This window comes from Bacillus sp. RHFS10, from assembly GCF_016757475.1.
Classification (GTDB): Bacteria; Bacillota; Bacilli; order Bacillales; family Bacillaceae; genus Bacillus; species Bacillus subtilis_G.
On sequence record NZ_JAESPO010000010.1, the window covers coordinates 24,929 to 43,458 of the forward strand.

Annotated in this window: 23 protein-coding genes; 15 read left to right on the plus strand and 8 right to left on the minus strand. The window is 45.2% G+C overall.

The annotated features are described in order from the left end of the window. Positions 1-30 precede the first annotated feature (30 nt). From menB to mntD, 7 genes are all read left to right on the plus strand, one after another. Positions 31-849, plus strand: a complete 819-nt coding sequence (gene menB, locus JMN17_RS20555; RefSeq protein ID WP_202329150.1) for a 1,4-dihydroxy-2-naphthoyl-CoA synthase — start codon at positions 31-33, stop codon at positions 847-849. 90 nt (positions 850-939) lie between these two features. Continuing rightward, positions 940-2,400, plus strand: coding sequence for an o-succinylbenzoate--CoA ligase (locus JMN17_RS20560; protein WP_087992919.1), 1,461 nt, complete (start codon positions 940-942; stop codon positions 2,398-2,400). Then, on the plus strand, positions 2,397-3,512 hold the full coding sequence (menC, locus tag JMN17_RS20565) for an o-succinylbenzoate synthase (RefSeq protein WP_087992918.1): 1,116 nt from the start codon (positions 2,397-2,399) through the stop codon (positions 3,510-3,512). Before JMN17_RS20560 ends, menC begins: the two co-directional genes overlap by 4 nt. Positions 3,513-3,794: 282 nt before the next feature. Next, a complete protein-coding gene (locus tag JMN17_RS20570) occupies positions 3,795-4,715 on the plus strand; it encodes a metal ABC transporter solute-binding protein, Zn/Mn family (protein WP_202329151.1) in 921 nt (306 codons plus the stop codon). 18 nt (positions 4,716-4,733) lie between these two features. Then, on the plus strand, positions 4,734-5,486 hold the full coding sequence (gene mntB / locus JMN17_RS20575; RefSeq protein WP_087992916.1) for a manganese ABC transporter ATP-binding protein MntB: 753 nt from the start codon (positions 4,734-4,736) through the stop codon (positions 5,484-5,486). A gap of 5 nt (positions 5,487-5,491) precedes the next feature. Beyond that, positions 5,492-6,802, plus strand: a complete 1,311-nt coding sequence (locus JMN17_RS20580; RefSeq protein ID WP_202329152.1) for a metal ABC transporter permease — start codon at positions 5,492-5,494, stop codon at positions 6,800-6,802. Next, the gene (mntD, locus tag JMN17_RS20585) at positions 6,792-7,679 is read left to right on the plus strand and encodes a manganese ABC transporter permease MntD (protein WP_202329153.1); all 888 of its coding nucleotides are present in this window, start codon (positions 6,792-6,794) and stop codon (positions 7,677-7,679) included. The genes JMN17_RS20580 and mntD overlap by 11 nt, the downstream gene beginning before the upstream one ends. A gap of 18 nt (positions 7,680-7,697) precedes the next feature. Here mntD and JMN17_RS20590 read toward each other — a convergent pair whose 3' ends face one another. The 3 genes from JMN17_RS20590 to JMN17_RS20600 are packed head-to-tail and all read right to left on the minus strand — an operon-like array spanning position 7,698 to position 10,324. Beyond that, on the minus strand, positions 7,698-7,856 hold the full coding sequence (locus JMN17_RS20590; RefSeq protein WP_087992914.1) for a DUF1540 domain-containing protein: 159 nt from the start codon (positions 7,854-7,856) through the stop codon (positions 7,698-7,700). Between the two features lie 53 nt (positions 7,857-7,909). Next, complete coding sequence (locus JMN17_RS20595; protein WP_087992913.1) at positions 7,910-8,950, minus strand: cytochrome d ubiquinol oxidase subunit II; 1,041 nt, start codon at positions 8,948-8,950, stop codon at positions 7,910-7,912. Positions 8,951-8,992: 42 nt separating this feature from the next. Next, the gene (locus tag JMN17_RS20600) at positions 8,993-10,324 is read right to left on the minus strand and encodes a cytochrome ubiquinol oxidase subunit I (RefSeq protein WP_087992912.1); all 1,332 of its coding nucleotides are present in this window, start codon (positions 10,322-10,324) and stop codon (positions 8,993-8,995) included. A gap of 206 nt (positions 10,325-10,530) precedes the next feature. Here JMN17_RS20600 and JMN17_RS20605 point away from each other — a divergent pair, with 206 nt between their 5' ends. Both JMN17_RS20605 and JMN17_RS20610 read left to right on the plus strand, forming a co-directional pair. Then, positions 10,531-10,779, plus strand: coding sequence for a type B 50S ribosomal protein L31 (locus JMN17_RS20605; protein ID WP_087992911.1), 249 nt, complete (start codon positions 10,531-10,533; stop codon positions 10,777-10,779). A 116-nt stretch (positions 10,780-10,895) separates the two neighbouring features. Further along, positions 10,896-11,459, plus strand: a complete 564-nt coding sequence (locus JMN17_RS20610) for a beta-class carbonic anhydrase (RefSeq protein ID WP_087992910.1) — start codon at positions 10,896-10,898, stop codon at positions 11,457-11,459. On the opposite strand, the gene yidD is transcribed toward JMN17_RS20610, so the two are convergent. After that, positions 11,456-11,683 carry a membrane protein insertion efficiency factor YidD gene (gene yidD / locus JMN17_RS20615; RefSeq protein ID WP_087992909.1) on the minus strand — a complete coding sequence of 76 codons (228 nt, stop codon included), beginning with the start codon at positions 11,681-11,683 and terminating at the stop codon, positions 11,456-11,458. The two genes, JMN17_RS20610 and yidD, sit on opposite strands and share 4 nt — an antisense overlap. Before the next feature lie 127 nt (positions 11,684-11,810). Between yidD and JMN17_RS20620 the strand changes: the two genes are divergently transcribed. Both JMN17_RS20620 and JMN17_RS20625 read left to right on the plus strand, forming a co-directional pair. Beyond that, complete coding sequence (locus JMN17_RS20620; protein ID WP_087992908.1) at positions 11,811-12,284, plus strand: S-ribosylhomocysteine lyase; 474 nt, start codon at positions 11,811-11,813, stop codon at positions 12,282-12,284. A 119-nt stretch (positions 12,285-12,403) separates the two neighbouring features. Continuing rightward, complete coding sequence (locus JMN17_RS20625; RefSeq protein WP_202329154.1) at positions 12,404-12,841, plus strand: FixH family protein; 438 nt, start codon at positions 12,404-12,406, stop codon at positions 12,839-12,841. Here JMN17_RS20625 and ytzI read toward each other — a convergent pair. After that, positions 12,835-12,975 (minus strand): YtzI protein, encoded by a 141-nt coding sequence (ytzI, locus tag JMN17_RS20630; protein ID WP_176365300.1) that lies wholly within the window; start codon positions 12,973-12,975, stop codon positions 12,835-12,837. The two genes, JMN17_RS20625 and ytzI, sit on opposite strands and share 7 nt — an antisense overlap. 122 nt (positions 12,976-13,097) lie before the next feature. Between ytzI and JMN17_RS20635 the strand changes: the two genes are divergently transcribed. From JMN17_RS20635 to ytkD, 3 genes are all read left to right on the plus strand, one after another. Next, a complete protein-coding gene (locus tag JMN17_RS20635; RefSeq protein ID WP_087992905.1) occupies positions 13,098-13,535 on the plus strand; it encodes a Dps family protein in 438 nt (145 codons plus the stop codon). A 165-nt stretch (positions 13,536-13,700) separates the two neighbouring features. Continuing rightward, positions 13,701-14,105: a phage holin family protein gene (locus JMN17_RS20640; RefSeq protein ID WP_014114879.1), complete on the plus strand. Its 405-nt coding sequence runs from the start codon at positions 13,701-13,703 to the stop codon at positions 14,103-14,105. A gap of 211 nt (positions 14,106-14,316) precedes the next feature. Beyond that, complete coding sequence (gene ytkD, locus JMN17_RS20645; protein WP_087992904.1) at positions 14,317-14,793, plus strand: RNA deprotection pyrophosphohydrolase; 477 nt, start codon at positions 14,317-14,319, stop codon at positions 14,791-14,793. A 187-nt stretch (positions 14,794-14,980) separates the two neighbouring features. Here ytkD and JMN17_RS20650 read toward each other — a convergent pair whose 3' ends face one another. The 3 genes from JMN17_RS20650 to JMN17_RS20660 are packed head-to-tail and all read right to left on the minus strand — an operon-like array spanning position 14,981 to position 17,567. After that, on the minus strand, positions 14,981-15,793 hold the full coding sequence (locus JMN17_RS20650; protein ID WP_087992903.1) for an ABC transporter permease: 813 nt from the start codon (positions 15,791-15,793) through the stop codon (positions 14,981-14,983). After that, positions 15,768-16,550: an ABC transporter ATP-binding protein gene (locus JMN17_RS20655; protein ID WP_087992902.1), complete on the minus strand. Its 783-nt coding sequence runs from the start codon at positions 16,548-16,550 to the stop codon at positions 15,768-15,770. Before JMN17_RS20655 ends, JMN17_RS20650 begins: the two co-directional genes overlap by 26 nt. Positions 16,551-16,562: 12 nt before the next feature. After that, a complete protein-coding gene (locus tag JMN17_RS20660; RefSeq protein WP_087992901.1) occupies positions 16,563-17,567 on the minus strand; it encodes an ABC transporter substrate-binding protein in 1,005 nt (334 codons plus the stop codon). Between the two features lie 148 nt (positions 17,568-17,715). Here JMN17_RS20660 and JMN17_RS20665 point away from each other — a divergent pair, with 148 nt between their 5' ends. Beyond that, entirely contained in the window at positions 17,716-18,489 is a 774-nt protein-coding gene (locus JMN17_RS20665; RefSeq protein ID WP_087992900.1) for an alpha/beta hydrolase family protein, read from the plus strand. Positions 18,490-18,530 lie beyond the last annotated feature (41 nt).

Genomic DNA, 18,530 nt, shown 5'->3' on the forward strand with positions numbered 1-18,530 from the left:
TTCACATGGAAAAATAGAGGAGGTCATATCATGGCTGTAGAATGGAAAACTGAACGGACATACGATGAAATATTGTATGAAACGTATAATGGTATTGCAAAAATAACAATCAACCGCCCTGAGGTACATAACGCGTTTACTCCTAAAACGGTTGCTGAAATGATTGATGCGTTTGCTCGCGCGCGAGACGATCAAAATGTCGGCGTTATCGTGCTTGCCGGTGCAGGAGACAAAGCCTTCTGTTCTGGCGGAGACCAGAAAGTGCGCGGCCACGGCGGTTATGTAGGAGACGACCAAATTCCGCGCTTAAACGTACTGGATCTTCAGCGTTTAATCCGCGTCATTCCGAAACCGGTTGTCGCGATGGTGTCTGGATATGCGATCGGAGGAGGCCATGTGCTTCACATCGTATGTGACTTGACAATCGCTGCCGACAACGCGATTTTTGGACAAACAGGCCCTAAAGTGGGAAGCTTTGACGCTGGTTACGGTTCTGGCTATCTGGCTCGAATCGTAGGACATAAAAAAGCCCGTGAAATCTGGTATCTGTGCCGTCAGTATAACGCACAGGAAGCGCTGCACATGGGTCTTGTCAACACAGTCGTTCCTTTGGAACAGCTTGAAGAAGAAACGATTAAATGGTGTGAAGAAATGCTTGAAAAAAGCCCGACCGCACTGCGCTTTCTTAAAGCTGCGTTTAACGCGGACACAGACGGACTTGCTGGAATTCAGCAGTTTGCAGGGGATGCCACCCTTCTTTACTACACAACTGATGAAGCAAAAGAAGGCCGTGATTCCTTTAAGGAAAAACGCAAACCTGATTTCGGACAGTTCCCTCGTTTCCCGTGATCAGCAATACTTAGTCAACAAACAGCTTGAGACTTTGCGGTCCAAGCTGTTTTCTTTTCAATACAGACATTTTACCTCGGAGATGATGACATGCTGACAGAACAGCCCAATTGGCTCATGCAGCGGGCCCAGCTGACACCTGAGAGAATCGCTCTCATCTATGGAGACCAAACCGTGACATTTGCAGAATTGTTTGCGGCGTCTAAGCGAATGGCAGCGCAGCTTGCTGCTTATTCAGTTCGGAAAGGAGACACCGCGGCTATTTTGCTCCAAAACCGTGCAGAAATGGTATACGCCGTTCACGCTTGTTTTTTGCTTGGTGTTAAGGCGGTGCTTCTGAATACGAAGCTGTCAACACATGAAAGGCTGTTTCAGCTGGAGGATTCCGACGCCCGCTTTTTACTGACAGATTCAAGCTTTGACAAGCAAAATTATGAGCACATCGTTCAAATCATTGATGTGGACGAGCTTGCCAAAGAAGCCGCAGAGGAAATTGAAATCCAGGCCTATATGAAATTGGAAGAAACGGCAACGCTGATGTATACATCAGGTACGACAGGCAAGCCCAAGGGGGTTCAGCAGACATTCGGAAACCATTATTTCAGTGCGGTGTCATCCGCGCTTAATTTGGGTATAACAGAACAAGACCGCTGGCTTATCGCATTGCCGCTCTTTCACATCAGCGGATTGTCCGCGTTATTTAAATCTGTGATCTACGGAATGGCTGTCGTGCTTCACCAGCGTTATTCAGTAAGTGATGTGCTGGATTCTATCAACAGGCATCAAGTGACAATGATTTCTGCAGTGCAGACGATGCTGGCCAGTCTTTTGGCCGAAACAAGCCGCTGTCCTGAATCCATCAGATGTATTCTGCTAGGCGGAGGTCCTGCCCCGCTGCTATTGCTTGAGGAATGCCGTGAGAAAGGATTCCCTGTCTTTCAGTCATATGGAATGACAGAAACATGCTCGCAAATTGTGGCCCTGTCACCGGAATTCAGTATGGAAAAGCTCGGCTCTGCGGGTAAACCGCTGTTTTCATGTGAGATCAAAATAGAACGGGACGGACAGGCATGTGAACCGTTTGAACACGGTGAGATCTTGGTCAAAGGCCCGAATGTCATGAAAAGCTATTTTAACCGGGAGAGCGCAAATGAAGCATCCTTTCAAAATGGCTGGCTGAAAACAGGTGATCTTGGGTATTTGGACAGTGAAGGCTTTTTATATGTATTAGACAGGCGTTCAGACCTGATCATCTCAGGCGGAGAAAATATTTATCCGGCTGAGGTGGAATCAGTGCTGCTTTCACACCCTGCTGTGGCCGAAGCCGGTGTTTCAGGGGCTGAGGACAAAAAATGGGGGAAAGTGCCCCACGCCTATCTTGTCCTGCACAAGCCTGTAAGCGCAGAAGAATTGACCGCCTACTGCAAAGAACGTTTGGCGAAGTATAAAATTCCGGCGAAATTTTTTGAACTTGACCGCCTGCCGCGCAATGCGTCTAATAAGCTCTTGCGAAACCAGCTGAAGGATGCGCGTAAAGGAGAACTGTTATGATCGAAATAGAGAAAATTACGCTTTACCATTTGAGTATGAATTTAAAGAAACCATTTAAAAGCAGTATTGAAACGCTTCAAGAGCGTAAATTTCTGATCGTGGAAGCCATTGATACATCCGGTGTCACAGGGTGGGGAGAAGTATCTGCGTTCTCTTCGCCTTGGTACACCGAGGAAACCATTGGAACATGTTTGCACATGCTTAAGGATTTTTTTATTCCCAATGTTGTCGGACGTGAATTCAGTCACCCTTCCGACGTGCCGGACAGCCTGGCGCGCTATAAAGGCAACCGGATGGCAAAAGCGGGACTTGAATCGGCTGTCTGGGATATCTATGCGAAAAAGAAGGGCATGTCTCTCGCCGAGGCATTGGGCGGGACAAGAGATAAAGTCCCTGCCGGGGTGGTTGTCGGCTTGGCGCCACTTGACGATATGCTGAAGGAAATCGAGAGTTATCAAAAAGAGGGTTATCGACGAATAAAAATTAAAATTCAGCCTGGACAGGATGTGGAATTGGTCAAGGCCATCCGCAGCCGGTTCCCAAACATTCCGCTCATGGCCGACGCCAATTCTTCCTATGAGCTGAAGGACATCAGCCGGTTAAAGGAGCTTGATGAATATCATTTAATGATGATTGAGCAGCCTCTGCAAGCTGATGACATCGTTGACCACCGCCACTTGCAGAAACATTTGAAAACCGCCATTTGCCTTGATGAAAGTATTTGTTCATTTGATGATGCGAGACGGGCGATTGAGCTCGGAAGCTGCAAAATCATTAATATTAAGCCTTCCCGTGTCGGCGGCTTAACAGAAGCCTTAAAAATTCATGATTTATGCAGAGAGCATCATATGCAGGTTTGGTGCGGCGGAATGCTGGAAACAGGCATATCAAGAGCGCAGAACGTGGCGCTGGCTTCACTGCCGCAATTCACAATACCTGGGGATATATCCTCATCCTCACGCTATTGGGATGAGGATATTGTGACCCCGGATATCCGTATTGATAATGGATTTATTTCTGTGTCCAAACAGCCTGGTTTAGGGGTTGAAGTGAATCAGGATATTATGCGAAAATATGTGACTAAAATGGATGTTTTCACGCAGCATGGATAAGAAAAAAACATTTTGCCATTTTGAGAGAATGTCAATGTGCTGTTATAGTAAAAGCGTTCGTTGAATACATCCCTTCTCGTTTGGACCGGCTGCTGACCCAGCCGGTTTTTTTGTATGCAAATTACGCTTGACAAAAGTGGACAAACGCGATATTTTTGCATTAAGGAAACTTTTTGTCTCGTTTAAACAAAATATGCTTTTGTCTAATTTTATGTCACATGTCTAAGAAATGAAAACATAAGATAATACAATCTGACATTGATGGCAAAGAGGAGGGAAAATATGAAAAAGAGACTGATGGCAGCAGTGCTTTTGTCCTGCATTGCCTTAACGGGATGCGGGACGGATTCAGCCGGAAAAAGCGCTGACAAGCGCCTGCAGGTAACGGCAACAACATCCCAAATTGCCGATGCAGCCGAAAACATCGGAGGAAAACATGTGAAAGTGACCGCTTTAATGGGACCGGGAGTCGATCCGCACCTTTATAAAGCGTCACAAGGCGACACGAAAAAATTGATGTCAGCCGACGTCGTTCTGTACAGCGGATTGCACTTGGAAGGGAAAATGGAGGACATTCTTCAAAAGATCGGCGAACAAAAACAAACAGCGGCTGTCACTGAGGCCATACCGAAAAACAAGCTTATTTCCGCCGGAGAAGGCAAAATGTTTGATCCGCACGTTTGGTTCAGCATTCCGTTATGGATCTATGCGGTGGATGAAATTGAAGCGCAATTCAGCAAAGCGATGCCTGAGCATGCGGAAGATTTTAAGAAAAAGGCCAAAGAGTACAAAGAGGATTTGCAATATTTAGATAAATGGTCACGTCAAGAGATTGCGAGCATTCCGGAGAAAAGCCGTGTACTGGTCACCGCTCACGATGCCTTTGCGTACTTTGGGAAAGAGTACGGATTTCAAGTGAAAGGCCTGCAGGGGCTAAGCACAGATTCTGATTACGGATTGAAGGATGTTCAGGAGCTGGTCGATCTCCTGACAGAAAAACAAATAAAAGCTGTTTTTGTCGAAAGCAGCGTATCTGAAAAATCAATAAATGCAGTGGCGGAAGGGGCTAAAGAAAAAGGCCATACAGTCACAATCGGCGGTCAGCTCTATTCGGATGCCATGGGTGAAAAGGGCACAAAAGAAGGCACATACGAAGGGATGTTCCGCCACAATATCAATACAATTACCAAAGCGCTTAAATAAAGAAAAGAGGTGATGGATATGTTTCCTGTTGAGCTCGAAAATGTAACGGTCGCTTATCATAAAAAGCCTGTTCTGCAGGACATTTCACTGCAGGTGCCTGAAGGAAAGCTAATTGGCATTATCGGTCCAAACGGCGCGGGAAAATCAACCTTGATCAAAACCATTCTCGGTCTTGTGCCCCGGGCTTCAGGAGACATCTCTATTTACGGCAAAGACTATAAGAATCAACGGACAAGAATCGGATACGTTCCGCAGCGCGGATCAGTTGACTGGGATTTTCCCACAAACGCGCTCGATGTCGTGCTGATGGGGCGATACGGCCGGATTGGCTTATTGAAAAGGTCCAAAAAAGCTGATGTGGAAATGGCGAAAGCCGCTTTAGACAAAGTAGGAATGCTTGATTATGCGAAAAGGCAGATCAGCCAGCTGTCAGGAGGCCAGCAACAGCGGGTGTTTCTTGCCCGGGCGCTATGCCAGGACGCCGATGTTTATTTTATGGATGAACCGTTTGCCGGCGTTGATGCAGCGACGGAGCGGGCCATTATGACGCTTTTGGCAGAACTCAAAGAAAAAGGGAAAACAGTGCTTGTCGTCCACCATGATCTGCAGACTGCCGAGGATTATTTCGATTGGATCTTACTGTTGCATTTAAGAAAAATCGCTTTCGGGCCGGCAGAGAACGTTTTTACGATCGACAACCTGCAAAAAACGTATGGAGGAAGGCTGACTTTTCTAAAAGATAAAGTGCTGGCAGAAGGACTTAAGGGGTGAGCGCATTGTTTGAAAGTTTGTGGCTGCAGCTCCAGCATCCGAATACACAGTGGGTGCTGGCGGGTACGCTTTTGCTCGGAGCGGCAAGCGGGGTTTTGGGCAGTTTTGTGCTTCTGAGAAAGCAAAGTTTAATCGGTGATGCGATGGCCCATTCAGCTCTGCCGGGAGTGTGTCTCGCTTTTCTGTTCACCGGGCAAAAATCACTGCCTTTCTTTTTGCTTGGGGCAGCAATTGCCGGGCTGCTTGGAACGTGGTGTATTCAGCTGATTCCGCGGCTTTCAAAAACAAAAGAGGACTCGGCGATCGGGATTGTTCTCTCGGTGTTTTTTGGCGTCGGAATCATATTGCTGACATATATTCAGCAACAAGGGACGGGAAGCCAAAGCGGGCTTGATTCTTTTTTATTCGGCCAGGCGGCTTCATTGGTCAGGCGGGATATCATGCTGATTGCAGGAATATCCGCAGTTTTATTGCTGCTTTGTATTGTTTTCTTTAAGGAGTTTACATTGATTACTTTTGATCTAGCGTTTGCAAAGGGATTGGGAATGCCGGTGCGTTTTTTAAACGGGCTTTTGTCTTGCCTGATCGTCTGTGCTGTTGTTATCGGGCTTCAGACAGTTGGGGTGATTTTAATGGCAGCTATGCTGATTACGCCTGCCATAGCTGCAAGATATTGGACCGAGCGATTAACCCGAATGATGGTCATTGCCGGTTTCATAGGCGGTGTAAGCGGCGTAGCCGGAACCTTGCTTAGCACGACGATGAAGGGTATGGCGACAGGGCCATTAATGATCTTATCAGCAACGATGATCTTTCTATTTTCAATGATCTGCGCGCCAAAGCGTGGATTGGCAGCAAAAGCAATAAGGCTGATCAGGCTGCGGCGCAAAACAAGCCGGGACCAGGTGTTGCTGACGATTTACGAGCAGTATGAAAAGAACGATCTTTATGTAACGGCTGAAGGTGTAAGAAAGAAAAGGCGGCTATCCCCTTCATTATGCCATAAGGTATTGAATGAATTAGAAAAAGAGCGATGCATCGTGCGTGTTGAAAATGGGATTTGGCAAATGACACGAGCTGGAATAGAAAAAGGCTATCACATCGCTTTGAAGCATCGAATGTATGAAGTGTACCTCATGCATGAAATGGAGCTAGCGAATATAGAATTCGATCAGGAGCATTTTGTCCCGGATCGTTTGCCTGAGGAAACGAGAGAGCGGCTTTTTTCACTCTTAAAGCTGTATGGACGGATGCCTGAGCTTCGAAAAAAAGCATCTCCTGATTCAGAGAAGGGACAAATCGCAAATGAGTTTTGAAGCGTGGATAATAGCTACTGGTGTATTAGTCGGTGTAAGCTGCGCATTGATCGGCACCTTTCTTGTGTTGAGAAGAATGGCGATGCTGGCCGACGCGATCAGCCATACAGTGTTGCTTGGCATCGTCAGTGCTTTTCTTGTGACAGGAAGTCTTGACGGGATACCTATGTTTATCGGCGCGGCCGTATCTGGATTGTTAACGGCATTTTTGGTTCAGCTTCTCCACAGCAAGGGGGTTCAATCAGATGCCGCTATAGGCGTTGTTTTTACATCTTTATTTGCGGTGGGCGTCATTTTGCTATCTGTGTATGGAGCGAATGTCCATCTCGATATTGAGCACTCGTTGATGGGAGAAATCGCTTTTGTGCCGTGGAATACGATCACGATATTCGGAGCTGACATCGGGCCGAAAGCGTTTTGGATGCTGGCATCTGTTTTGGTTTTAAATGTAGTGTTGATCAGTGTGTGCTATAAGGAGTTCAAAATCGCTTCGTTTGATCCGCAAATGGCTTTAGCGCTGGGAATACCCGTGTTGCTGATTCATTATGTGCAAATGGGCATGCTCTCACTCACGACCGTTGCTTCTTTTGATTCGGTGGGTGCTGTATTGGTTGTGGCTATGCTGATTGTCCCGCCTGCTGCGGCTCATTTGCTGACAGACCGGCTGTTGTATATGCTGATTCTCAGCGCTGTGATTGGAGGGCTGTCGGCTGTCATGGGCTATTTCTTCGCAACGTGGCTTAATGTTTCGATTTCCGGAGCGATGGCGGCCATGACAGGTGTATGGTATGCAGGCGCCTTATTGTTCTCACCTGCAAACGGGGTCGTGACAAAAAAGATAAGAACACTGAACATGCGAAAAGAAAGAGCTGGCTGATGCAGCTCTTTCTTTTGATTACAAATCATGCGGCTTAAACGTTTTACAGTCGGTTTCCCGGCTGTTGTCAGCCGTATCACCAGTATGGCTGACAACATAAATGGCATCAGCGGTGCACTTGTTTCCTTTGCCCCAATAAGAACAGTTGTTGACTTCGCATAGAATTTTCTGCTCCATGCCATCCCCTCCTTATAAAGGTTCTGGCTTAGTATAGCCGGCAGACTTGTCCTCTATTCCTCCTGGCGGATATAACGCTTATCCCTCATAAACATTTTCCAGAAGAAAAAGAAGCCGGGAAAAAGGATGATAAATGCAACGATATACGTCGCAAACAGCGCTCTGAACGTTGCCGGCTCTGTAAAACCCGACATGATTGTCACATCAGGGTAAATCATGTACGGAAGATGCGCCCGCCCGTACGCGTAGCTGGCGAGAAAATACTGTACCGCAATCGCGACAAGTGCTAGCCGCGGTTTGCCGATGTTTTGGCCAAAGCTCTTGTTAGGCAGAAAAAGAGCGATTCCCGCAATGACAAATGTAATAAACGATGCAATTATCCAGGAGAGATCATTCATCATGCCGCTATACAGCCAGTTGGCTTCATTTCGCATGGTCAGCATAATGCATATAGCAAACAGGAGTGAAATCGGGCCGGTAATCAAGGCGCTTTTTCTGTAAGCGCTGTACGCATCCTGTTCCTCCGCTACATTTGAAAAATCAGCAAGCAGAAGCGAGGACAAAAATAAAGTGCTTAAAATCGCAAACCCCATGAATGAATAGGCGTTCGGGCTTGAAAAGATTTTAGACATATTCAAATTATAGATTCCGTCCGTTTTTTCGATAAACCCTCCGTGTGTCACAGGGAGAACCAAAATTAATATAGCCGGGATGAGAAAACCAGAGATTCCGGAAATATATCTTAGCGTTTTTCGTTCTTTCGCTGTGTTTGAAAAAACGAGAAAGCCGCTTCGGATCGCTAAAAACAGTAAAATCATGCTGCCGGGAATTAATAAAACAGTTCCGAGCACAAATGTCGCGCCCGGAAAAAAGCTGAAAAGCGCCACGACGATGGCCACAATAAAGACGTTTGTGACTTCCCAAGTCGGGGACAGAAATCGGTTCGCAATATCGGTGGCCTTCATGTGCTCCTTGTTTAAATAGATCATAGACCAAAATCCCGCTCCGAAATCCATTGTCGCCATGACGGCGTAGATAAACACAAAGCCCCAGATAATTGAGATGGCGATCAGAGCGTCAGTTGTAATGTCCATTTGTCGATCTTCCTTCCGTTTGGTTTCCTGTTTGCGGAGCCATTACGAATCCGCTGTATTTAAATCTTCGTCAACCGGGTGTTTGCGGAAATAGTACAGCAGCACGTAAACGACAGCCGCACCTAACACGGCGTAAACGAATGTGAAAAATAAGAAAAGGATCCCGATCGAGCCGGTCGTCGTCACCACATCCGATGTTTTCTGGAGATGATAGATGACCCATGGCTGCCTCCCTGTACAGGCGAAAATCCAGCCGAATTCAATGCCGATGATACTAAAAGGGCCTGCCGTCATAAAAATGACCAAAAGCCACGTTGGGAAACGGTCTTTCTTCAGCACCTTTTTCCATACCACACCGATAATGGAATAGAGAATAAGCAGCATACCCACTCCGACCATCGCATTAAACAGCGTGTGAACGAACAGCGGCGGCCATTCGTCTTTTGGAAACGCGTTTAATCCTTTCACAACAGTGTCAAAACGGTCGGCTGCCAAAAAGCTTAACGCCCATGGAATTTCGATGGCCCATTTTACTTTTTCTTCATTCGGGTCGGTAAAACCGCCGATCGCAAGCGGGGCGTGAGACGTTGTTTCAAACAAACCTTCTGCAGCGGCTAATTTTTCGGGCTGGTATTCGTGCAGCATCTGAGCTGATTCGTGGCCGTTCAATGCCGTCAACAATGAAAAAATACCGCCGATTGTCAATGAAAGCAAAAGCGCTTTCCGGTGAAAGCGATAGATGTTTTCCTTTTTTTGCGACCGGATCATCTTGTATGCGGCAACAGAAGCGACGATAAAGGCCCCCGTCATAAACGCGGACACCACGACATGGCCGGCGGTGATAAAAAAGCTCGGGTTGAAAAACGCGGCCCACGGATCAACATCAGTAATTTTTCCATTTTCCATTTTAAAACCCGCAGGCGTGCCTTCAAAGGCGTGAACATTCGTGATGAGAACAGCTGAAGCTGCCGCTCCGACTAATACAAAGAAAACGGCAACAATCCTCATAGCCGGTGATAAGCGGTCTGCGGCGTATACGTAAATCGACATGAATAGGGCTTCCACAAAAAAAGCATAGATTTCAATTTGAAACGGGAGGGACATGACTCGGCCGATGACTTCCATAAATCCCGGCCATAAAAGCGCGAGCTGGGTGCCCGCAATCGTCCCGGTCGGTATGGCGACCCCCAGCAAAACGGCTTGTGCTTTCGTCCATCTTTTCGCCATGATCGCATAATGGTCATCTTTCGTTTTTTGATAAATCAATTCAGCCACTAAAATCATGAGCGGCAGACCGACTCCAAGCGTTGCGAAAATGATATGAAAGCCCATTGTCGTGCCAAAAAGGCTTCTGGCCAAAACTAAATCATCCACAATCGTAAACCACCTTTCTCAAAAGACGTTCTATATGTATTTTGGGTTTATTATTTGCTTCCTCGTTTAGATTATTCTTCCTGTTCTTAAATGCCCATGAGGTTTACGATATGGAAACGCAGGGAAGGATGTAAGAAGATTGACAAAACGTTTTTGATAATATAGAATAAAACGTAATAATTACGATTTGAAAGAAGGAGATAGATATGAAAGAAGGAATTCATCCAAAGAACCACAAAGTCATTTTTCATGATGTCAACAGCGGCTACCGTTTTCTCAGCACCTCTACTAAAACATCCAATGAAACGGCAGAGTGGGAAGACGGCAACACATATCCGGTCATTAAAGTAGAGGTCAGTTCTGATACGCATCCGTTTTATACAGGCCGCCAGAAATTTAATGAAAAAGGCGGAAGAGTGGAGCAGTTCAAAAAACGCTATAACATGGGGAAATGAGGCAGACCTGAGGGTTTGTCTTTTTTTCTGTCCTCGTTTGTTTTCGATAAGATGACGAAAAGACAAATGCTGTGATATATTGAAGAGTAAAAAGACCAGAAAGGATACAACTAGTTATGAGCCTGCTAAATGATATTCTCGACTTTAACAAAACATTTACTGATCAAAGGGAATACGAAAAGTATCAGACTTCAAAATTTCCAGATAAAAAAGTGGCGATTCTTTCTTGTATGGACACTCGTTTGGTAGAATTGCTGCCGCATGCGATGAATATGAGAAACGGTGATGTGAAAATCATTAAAAGTGCCGGTGCGCTTGTGACACACCCATTCGGAAGCATCATGAGAAGTTTGCTTGTCGCAGTGTATGAGCTGAACGCCGATGAGGTATGTGTGATCGGGCATCACGATTGCGGCATGAGCAAAATCAGCAGCAAAAGCATGCTTGATAAAATCAAAGAAAGAGGAATTACGGAAGAACGCATCGAAACATTAAAGTACTCCGGTGTGGACTTTGATCAATGGTTTAAAAGCTTTGATTCAGTGGAAGCGAGTGTGAAAGACAGCGTAGACGTTATTAAACATCATCCGCTGTTCCCGGAAAACGTTCCTGTCCATGGATTAGTCATTGATCCTAAAACAGGAAAACTGGATCTTGTCGTAAACGGCTATAACGATTAATGTTTTCGTTTCTTTTCAGGAACAGGATCGACTCCTCCCGGATGGAACGGGTGGCATTTCAAAATCCGTTTGATGGTCAGCCATCCGCCTTTTAAAGCGCCATGCGTTTTAATCGCTTCGATTCCATATTGGGAACAAGTCGGATAAAAGCGGCATGTTGGCGGCGTTAGCGGCGAGATGAATTTTTGATATCCTCTGATCAGAGCGATAAATAGGGTTTTCATATGTTTCAGCAACCTTTCTGATGCAAGTATAAGAAAAAAAACACAGATTGAAAAGTTATTCGATAATTCTCATCGGAAAGGTATGTTATAATGAAATTACATTTTAAAAAAAGAGGAGAGTGCCATTATGCCTTCAGTAGAAAGTTTTGAGCTTGATCATAATGCGGTTGTTGCTCCATACGTAAGACATTGCGGCGTGCATAAAGTAGGAACAGACGGCGTTGTCAATAAATTTGATATTCGTTTTTGCCAGCCAAATAAACAGGCGATGAAACCTGACACCATTCACACACTTGAGCATTTGCTCGCGTTTACGATTCGTTCTCACGCTGAGAAATATGATCATTTTGATATTATTGATATTTCTCCAATGGGCTGCCAAACAGGCTATTATCTTGTTGTGAGCGGAGAGCCGACACCTGCGGAAATCGCTGATCTGCTTGAAGACACAATGAAGGAAGCGGTAGAGATTACCGAAATTCCGGCTGCGAATGAAAAGCAGTGCGGACAGGCGAAGCTTCATGATCTGGAAGGCGCTAAACGTTTAATGCGTTTCTGGCTGTCACAGAATAAAGAAGAATTGCTAAAAGTATTTGGCTAAATATAAAAAGACCTTTTTGCGCTTAAGCAAAAAGGTCTTTTTTGTGACGTCTCATATTTTGTGTACCATTTGTTGTAAGCGTTTGCTACTATTTAGGTAAACAATGAAAGGGTGATGGCATGAAAAAGATGTGGATTGTTCTGCTTTTTTCTGCTTTTTTGCTTAACGGGTGCGGATCTGATGAAAACAAAGCAAATACTGCTGAGACGCCGGAGGTATTGGATGTCAAACTGACCGGCCCTGAAAAAGTAAATGCCGGAGAAAGCGCCGCTTATGAAGCAGCGGTATCATATGGCGACGAAGCGGTGACGGATGCCGATGAAGTGGAGTTTGAAGTGTGGAAAGAAGGAGAAAAAGACGCCAGCCACATGTTTAAAGCAAAGCAAGAAAAAGGCTTATACCGATTGGAAACAACGTTTAAGGAAGATGGTGTATACACTGTCCAATCCCATGTCACAGCAAAAAAACAGCATAGCATGCCGACCATAAAAGTCCAAGTCGGAAACGCCGATGCTGTCAGCAATCAGTCTGAAGACGAGCATTCACACAATCATTGATTTTTTGAATCAGAACGAGTTTCTTGCGGAGGATCAATGGTGTGCTTTACATTATAGGCTTTCACAGTCGACCAAATGGTTATAAGCAAAACAGCCAGCACAATCAACATACTTACCGTAATGAGAAGCGTCATGACATTCCACCTCCCGTTTTTTAACAATTGTAACATAGTGAAAACAGATAAGGGTAAAAAAGAGGTTTTAGCGTACGATATAGAGGGTATATATATTCATATAAACAAGGAGGAAGATAATCATGTCAGAACAATTGATTCAAGCAGTGAACAAACAAGTAGCCAACTGGACAGTCATGTATGTGAAACTACATAATTATCACTGGTATGTGAAAGGGAAAGATTTTTTCACTCTTCATGAAAAGTTTGAAGAGCTGTATAACGAAACAGCAACTTATATTGATGACTTGGCAGAACGTCTTTTGGCGCTGAACGGAAAACCGATTGCGACAATGAAGGAATCCTTGGAAACGGCTTCTGTAAAAGAAGCGGAAGGAAATGAATCAGCTGAACAAATGGTTCAGAGTGTATATGATGATTTCACAGTCATCGCGGAAGAGCTTAAAAGCGGCATGGATTTAGCTGATGAAGTTGGTGACGAAACAACAGGGGATATGCTTCTGGCGATCCATCAAAATATTGAAAAACACAACTGGATGCTGAAAGCTTACCTAGGATAAATTCAAAAAATGAAAGGCCGGATGTCTTATATAAGACGTCCGGCTTTTGATGTTGTATCTGAAAAAATAGGCGACAACCAGTCCATTTTTCTGAAAAATCCAATCCGTTCGGCTTGTTTTCCATAGAATATCGTAAGGCCGTTTCTGTGAAAGGATGTTGGGATAATGGATAGAGACTTTGGCATCTTTTCGTTTTTAGCAGTCAGCGTTTCAGCAGCGGGTTTTTTCTTTGGCGGTTTTCAGTATTCATTCCTGATTTTGCTCTCTCTTATGGCAATTGAATTTATCAGTACGACCTTGAAGGAAACGATTATTCACAAGTTGGCGTTTAAAAAGGTATTTGCCCGGCTTGTTAAAAAATTAGTCACGCTGGCTCTGATCTCTGTATGCCACTTTTTTGATCAGCTGCTGAATACACAGGGGTCAATACGTGACTTGGCTATTATGTTTTATATTCTTTATGAATCTGTGCAAATTGTAGTGACAGCCAGCTCTCTCGGCATACCGGTTCCTCAAATGCTTGTCGATCTTTTAGAAACGTTAAAAAATAAATTCAAGCGCAAACCGTAACTTTTAGCTATTCACAGGTCATAATAAAGCCCAGAGCGTCAGTCGCACATCTTGGCAAAAGGCAAGGCAAAAACTGTACGAGCTAGTCTGTATGCTTTTAGACCCTGATGGCGTGCTGGGTTTCCCTTATTTTTTGTTAAAGGGCTTCCGAAGAAACATAACTGTGGTATGATGTATGGAAGATAGCTAGGAACGGATTTGAGGGATAAACATGTACGAGTTTAAAGATTATTATCAGAATACTGTTCAGCTTTCCTTTGACGATCAGCCTTTCTCGGACAGCCCGAAGCATGTCTGGGTGATTTGCCGTTTTGGCGGCAAATGGCTTTTAACAGAACATGAGGACAGAGGCTATGAGTTTCCAGGCGGGAAAGTAGAGCCAATGGAGTGCGCAGAAGAAGCGGCGCTCCGGGAAGTAAAGGAAGAGACGGGTGCGAGAGTGAAAAGCCTCAAGTACCTCGGACAGTATAAAGTTCTCGGTAAAGAAAAAGTGATTGTGAAAAATATATATTTTGCAGATGTAGAAAAGCTTGAAAAGCAAGCTGATTACTTTGAAACGAAAGGTCCGGTTTTGTTTCATCAGCTGCCGGAAAACCTTTCCCGTAATAAAAAATTCAGCTTTATTATGAAGGATTCCGTTCTTCCGATCAGTTTAAAAAAATTGAAAGAAGCTGGCTGGATTGAATAAAAACCCCGGCAGTATCAGGTTTTCTGATTTTGTCATTTTTCAGCGTGATTGAAAACCTTGAAGTATAGGAAGGACGCTCTAGCGTATAGCCGATGATCTTTTTTACGTGAGCACCGAAGCGCAGGCCTGGCAACGAATGCGAGGGTTTGCCGACACGCTGAAAACCCGGCACATGTGCCGGGTTTTTTTATGTCCTGCCCTTCGTCCATTTCTTTTCCAGCAGCTCTACGCCCTGATACATCAGAGTGGCGAATATGGCGATGATCAGCAGGCTTAAGAAGACGAGCGTAAAATTGAAGACTTGAAAACCGTAAATAATCATGTATCCTAATCCGATCTTGGAAACTAGGAATTCGCCTACAATGACGCCAACCCATGATAAACCGACGTTTACTTTCAGAGTTGAGATAATAGCGGGGGAGGATGCGGGCAGAATCACTTCTTTAAAAATGCCCCATTTCGTTGCGCCGAATGTTTTCATAACTTTTATATAGTTTTCGTCAACCTCCTGGAAGGCGGTGTACACGACGATGGTTGTGATAATGACGCTGATGATGGCCCCCATCGCAATAATGCTGATCAAACTGGGGCCGAGCGCGACAATCAGAATCGGGCCCAGAGCCACTTTCGGCATTGCATTCAAAATAACGAGATACGGATCTAAAATCCTCGCAAGCCGGTTGGACCACCATAACAAAGCAGCGAGGCACGTACCCATAAACGTCCCAAGCAAAAAGCCAAGCACTGTTTCAAATAAAGTGACGCCGATATGTGACAGTAAAGACCCGTCACCGAGCTTCTCCAGCAATAAGTTCCATACAGCTGATGGAGAGCTGAAGATCAGCGGATCGATCCAGCCGAGCCTGCTGGAGATTTCCCACCCCGAGAAAAAGAGAATAAATATGGCAAGCTGAAAGGAATAGACATTCCGTTTTTCCTTTTTCTGTTTGAATTGATATTGCTCGTGAAGCAGATCAATGGTTTCTTTGCTGTTTCTCAAGAGAATTCAGCTCCTTCCATATCGTTTGAAACAGCGTTTGGAAGGATGGCTCCTGACGGGCGTCGAAAGGCATCATCGCGGCCAATTCTTTAGGGATCGTAAAAATCTGGTGAATGCTGCCCGGCTGATTTGAAAATAAAAAGATCGTATCGCTCATCGCTATCGCTTCCCCAATATCATGAGTGACAAGCACCGCTGTTTTTTGATACTCCTTTAATGTGCGGAATACCAGGTTTTCCAATGAAAGCTTTGTCTGAAAATCAAGCGCGGAAAATGGCTCATCCAGCAAAAGCAGACTTGGATTTGGCGCAAGAGTTCTTGCAAGCGCGGCCCGCTGGCGCATACCGCCCGACAGCTCTTTCGGATATTTTTTCTCCACATCTATGAGACCGAACCCAGACAATAGACCGAGTGCAGCAGCCTTGCTTTCTTCCGTCAGCGTGTCGGCGATTTTTAAACCGAGAAGCACATTTTCCTCGATAGATTTCCAGGGAAATAAGTAATCCTGTTGAAGCATGTAGCCAATGTTATGTTCTTTTTGATTCGGCTCACTGCCTTCAATCAGAACTCTGCCTTCCGCTGGCTCAATCAGGCCGGCGATAATGGAAAGCAGCGTTGTTTTTCCGCAGCCGCTTGGGCCGAGAAATGAGATGAAATCACCTTTTTCGGCCTCGAAATGAATATCCCGCACGGCCGTCGTTTTTTCTTTAATAGAAAAATAAGTATGGGTTACATGGTCGACATGTAAGAAAGACATAGATGGCGCCTCCTATTTTTCCGAGGTGACTTTTTCGGCAATTTGTTTATTTACAAGCTGATTGTATGGAATGCGCTTCGGCAGTTCTCCCGATTGATCCATAATGGTTTGGAGCAGCTCCCATTCTTTTTCGTTGAGCAGAGGGTCCGGCGAATACGAATGCTGTTTTTTATAGCGGTCAATGGATGTTTCGATGACTTCTGGATCGGTATCATCAAATTCTCCTTTAATGGCTTCTGTGATTTCTTTCGCAGAGTGATTTTCCACCCATTGCTGTGCCTTATAAATGGCTTTTGTAAACTTGACTGCGGTGTCTTCATGTTTCTTCAGGTAGCTTTGTTTCGCCATAAAAGTCGTATAAGGAACCTGGCCTGATTCTTCTCCGAACGAAGCCGCGATATGGCCGATGCCTTTTTTCTCAAACAGCGAAGCTTGAGGTTCAAAGAGCTGTACATAATCGCCGGTTCCAGAAGCAAATGCATTGGCGATATTGGCGAAGTCTATGTTCTGGATGAGATCAACATCCTTATGCGGGTTAATCTTATGTTTGTTCAGTACATACTCGCCGACCATTTGCGGCATGCCGCCTTTTCTCTGGCCGAGAAACGTTTTTCCTTTCAGCTGATCCCAGTCGAAGTGTTCAGCATCTTCTCTCGCGACAAGAAACGTTCCGTCTGTCTGAGTCAGCTGGGCGAAATTAATGACGGGGTCTTTAGCTCCTTGCGCTTCGACATAAATAGATGTTTCTGATCCGACAAGGGCGATGTCGGAGCCGTTTGAAAGAAGCGAGGTCATCGTTTTGTCGCCGCCCCATGTCGTGCTTACATTGACATCAAGCCCTTGTTCCTTGAAAAATCCTTTAGACTCAGCGACATATAAAGGCGCGTAAAAAATCGAATGGGTCACTTCGGCTACTTTGACTTTGGTGAGTGTTTCTTCCTGCTTGCAAGCTGCCAGAGCGATCATCAGAAATATACTGCCGACACAGGCGCATCCCAGCCTTAACCATTTGTTCACATAGACAACCTCCTTATTTAGCATCAAGTTAATATCCTTTTTTGCTTTACATATCGTATGATGGGTATAAAAATGTGTGAATGCCTAATCAGGTTCGCCGGATGTAAGTTTAGAGTAAGGAAAACATATAGAAAAGGAGGCGGCTGCTTTGATTGTTGAGAAAAGAAGATTTCCGTCGCCAAGTCAGCATGTGCATCTGTATACGATCTGTTATCTTTCAAATGGCTTACGGATAAAGGGGCTTCTTGCTGAGCCGGCGGCACCGGGACAGTATGACGGATTTTTATATTTGCGCGGCGGGATTAAAAGCGTGGGCATGGTTCGGCCGGGCCGGATTATCCAGTTTGCGTCCCAAGGATTTGTTGTGTTTGCTCCATTCTACAGAGGAAATCAAGGAGGCGAGGGCAACGAGGATTTTGCCGGAGAAGACAGGGAGGATGCTTTTTCTGCTTTTCGCCTGCTTCAGCAGCATCCGAATGTCAAAAAGGACAGAATCCATATTTTCGGCTTTTCCCGCGGCGGAATGATGGGAATGCTCACTGCGATTGAAATGGGCCGGCATGCGGCTTCATTCGTTTCCTGGGGAGGCGTCAGCGATATGATCCTTACATATGAGGAGCGGCACGATTTGCGGCGAATGATGAAAAGAGTCATCGGGGGAACACCGAAAAAGGTGCCTGAGGCATATAAATGGAGAACACCGTTTGACCAAATAAACAAAATTCAGGCTCCCGTGCTGTTAATCCATGGAGAAAAAGACCAAAATGTTTCGATTCGGCATTCCTATTTATTTGAAGAGAAGCTAAAACAGCTGCATAAGCCGGTGGAGACGTGGTACTACAGTAAATTCACACATTATTTTCCGCCAAAAGAAAACCGGCGTATCGTGCGGCAGCTGACACAATGGATGAAAAACCGCTGACGGTGAAATATGTTATGATAAAGAAAAAAGAGAACGAAAGG

Coding starts and splice junctions, on each gene's coding strand:
- menB (WP_202329150.1), top strand. CDS start 31: ATGGCTGTAGAATGGAAAACTGAACGGACATACGATGAAATATTGTAT.
- JMN17_RS20560 (WP_087992919.1), top strand. CDS start 940: ATGCTGACAGAACAGCCCAATTGGCTCATGCAGCGGGCCCAGCTGACA.
- menC (WP_087992918.1), top strand. CDS start 2,397: ATGATCGAAATAGAGAAAATTACGCTTTACCATTTGAGTATGAATTTA.
- JMN17_RS20570 (WP_202329151.1), top strand. CDS start 3,795: ATGAAAAAGAGACTGATGGCAGCAGTGCTTTTGTCCTGCATTGCCTTA.
- mntB (WP_087992916.1), top strand. CDS start 4,734: ATGTTTCCTGTTGAGCTCGAAAATGTAACGGTCGCTTATCATAAAAAG.
- mntD (WP_202329153.1), top strand. CDS start 6,792: ATGAGTTTTGAAGCGTGGATAATAGCTACTGGTGTATTAGTCGGTGTA.
- JMN17_RS20590 (WP_087992914.1), bottom strand. CDS start 7,856: ATGGAGCAGAAAATTCTATGCGAAGTCAACAACTGTTCTTATTGGGGC.
- JMN17_RS20595 (WP_087992913.1), bottom strand. CDS start 8,950: ATGGACATTACAACTGACGCTCTGATCGCCATCTCAATTATCTGGGGC.
- JMN17_RS20605 (WP_087992911.1), top strand. CDS start 10,531: ATGAAAGAAGGAATTCATCCAAAGAACCACAAAGTCATTTTTCATGAT.
- JMN17_RS20610 (WP_087992910.1), top strand. CDS start 10,896: ATGAGCCTGCTAAATGATATTCTCGACTTTAACAAAACATTTACTGAT.
- yidD (WP_087992909.1), bottom strand. CDS start 11,683: ATGAAAACCCTATTTATCGCTCTGATCAGAGGATATCAAAAATTCATC.
- JMN17_RS20620 (WP_087992908.1), top strand. CDS start 11,811: ATGCCTTCAGTAGAAAGTTTTGAGCTTGATCATAATGCGGTTGTTGCT.
- JMN17_RS20625 (WP_202329154.1), top strand. CDS start 12,404: ATGAAAAAGATGTGGATTGTTCTGCTTTTTTCTGCTTTTTTGCTTAAC.
- ytzI (WP_176365300.1), bottom strand. CDS start 12,975: ATGACGCTTCTCATTACGGTAAGTATGTTGATTGTGCTGGCTGTTTTG.
- JMN17_RS20635 (WP_087992905.1), top strand. CDS start 13,098: ATGTCAGAACAATTGATTCAAGCAGTGAACAAACAAGTAGCCAACTGG.
- JMN17_RS20640 (WP_014114879.1), top strand. CDS start 13,701: ATGGATAGAGACTTTGGCATCTTTTCGTTTTTAGCAGTCAGCGTTTCA.
- ytkD (WP_087992904.1), top strand. CDS start 14,317: ATGTACGAGTTTAAAGATTATTATCAGAATACTGTTCAGCTTTCCTTT.
- JMN17_RS20655 (WP_087992902.1), bottom strand. CDS start 16,550: ATGTCTTTCTTACATGTCGACCATGTAACCCATACTTATTTTTCTATT.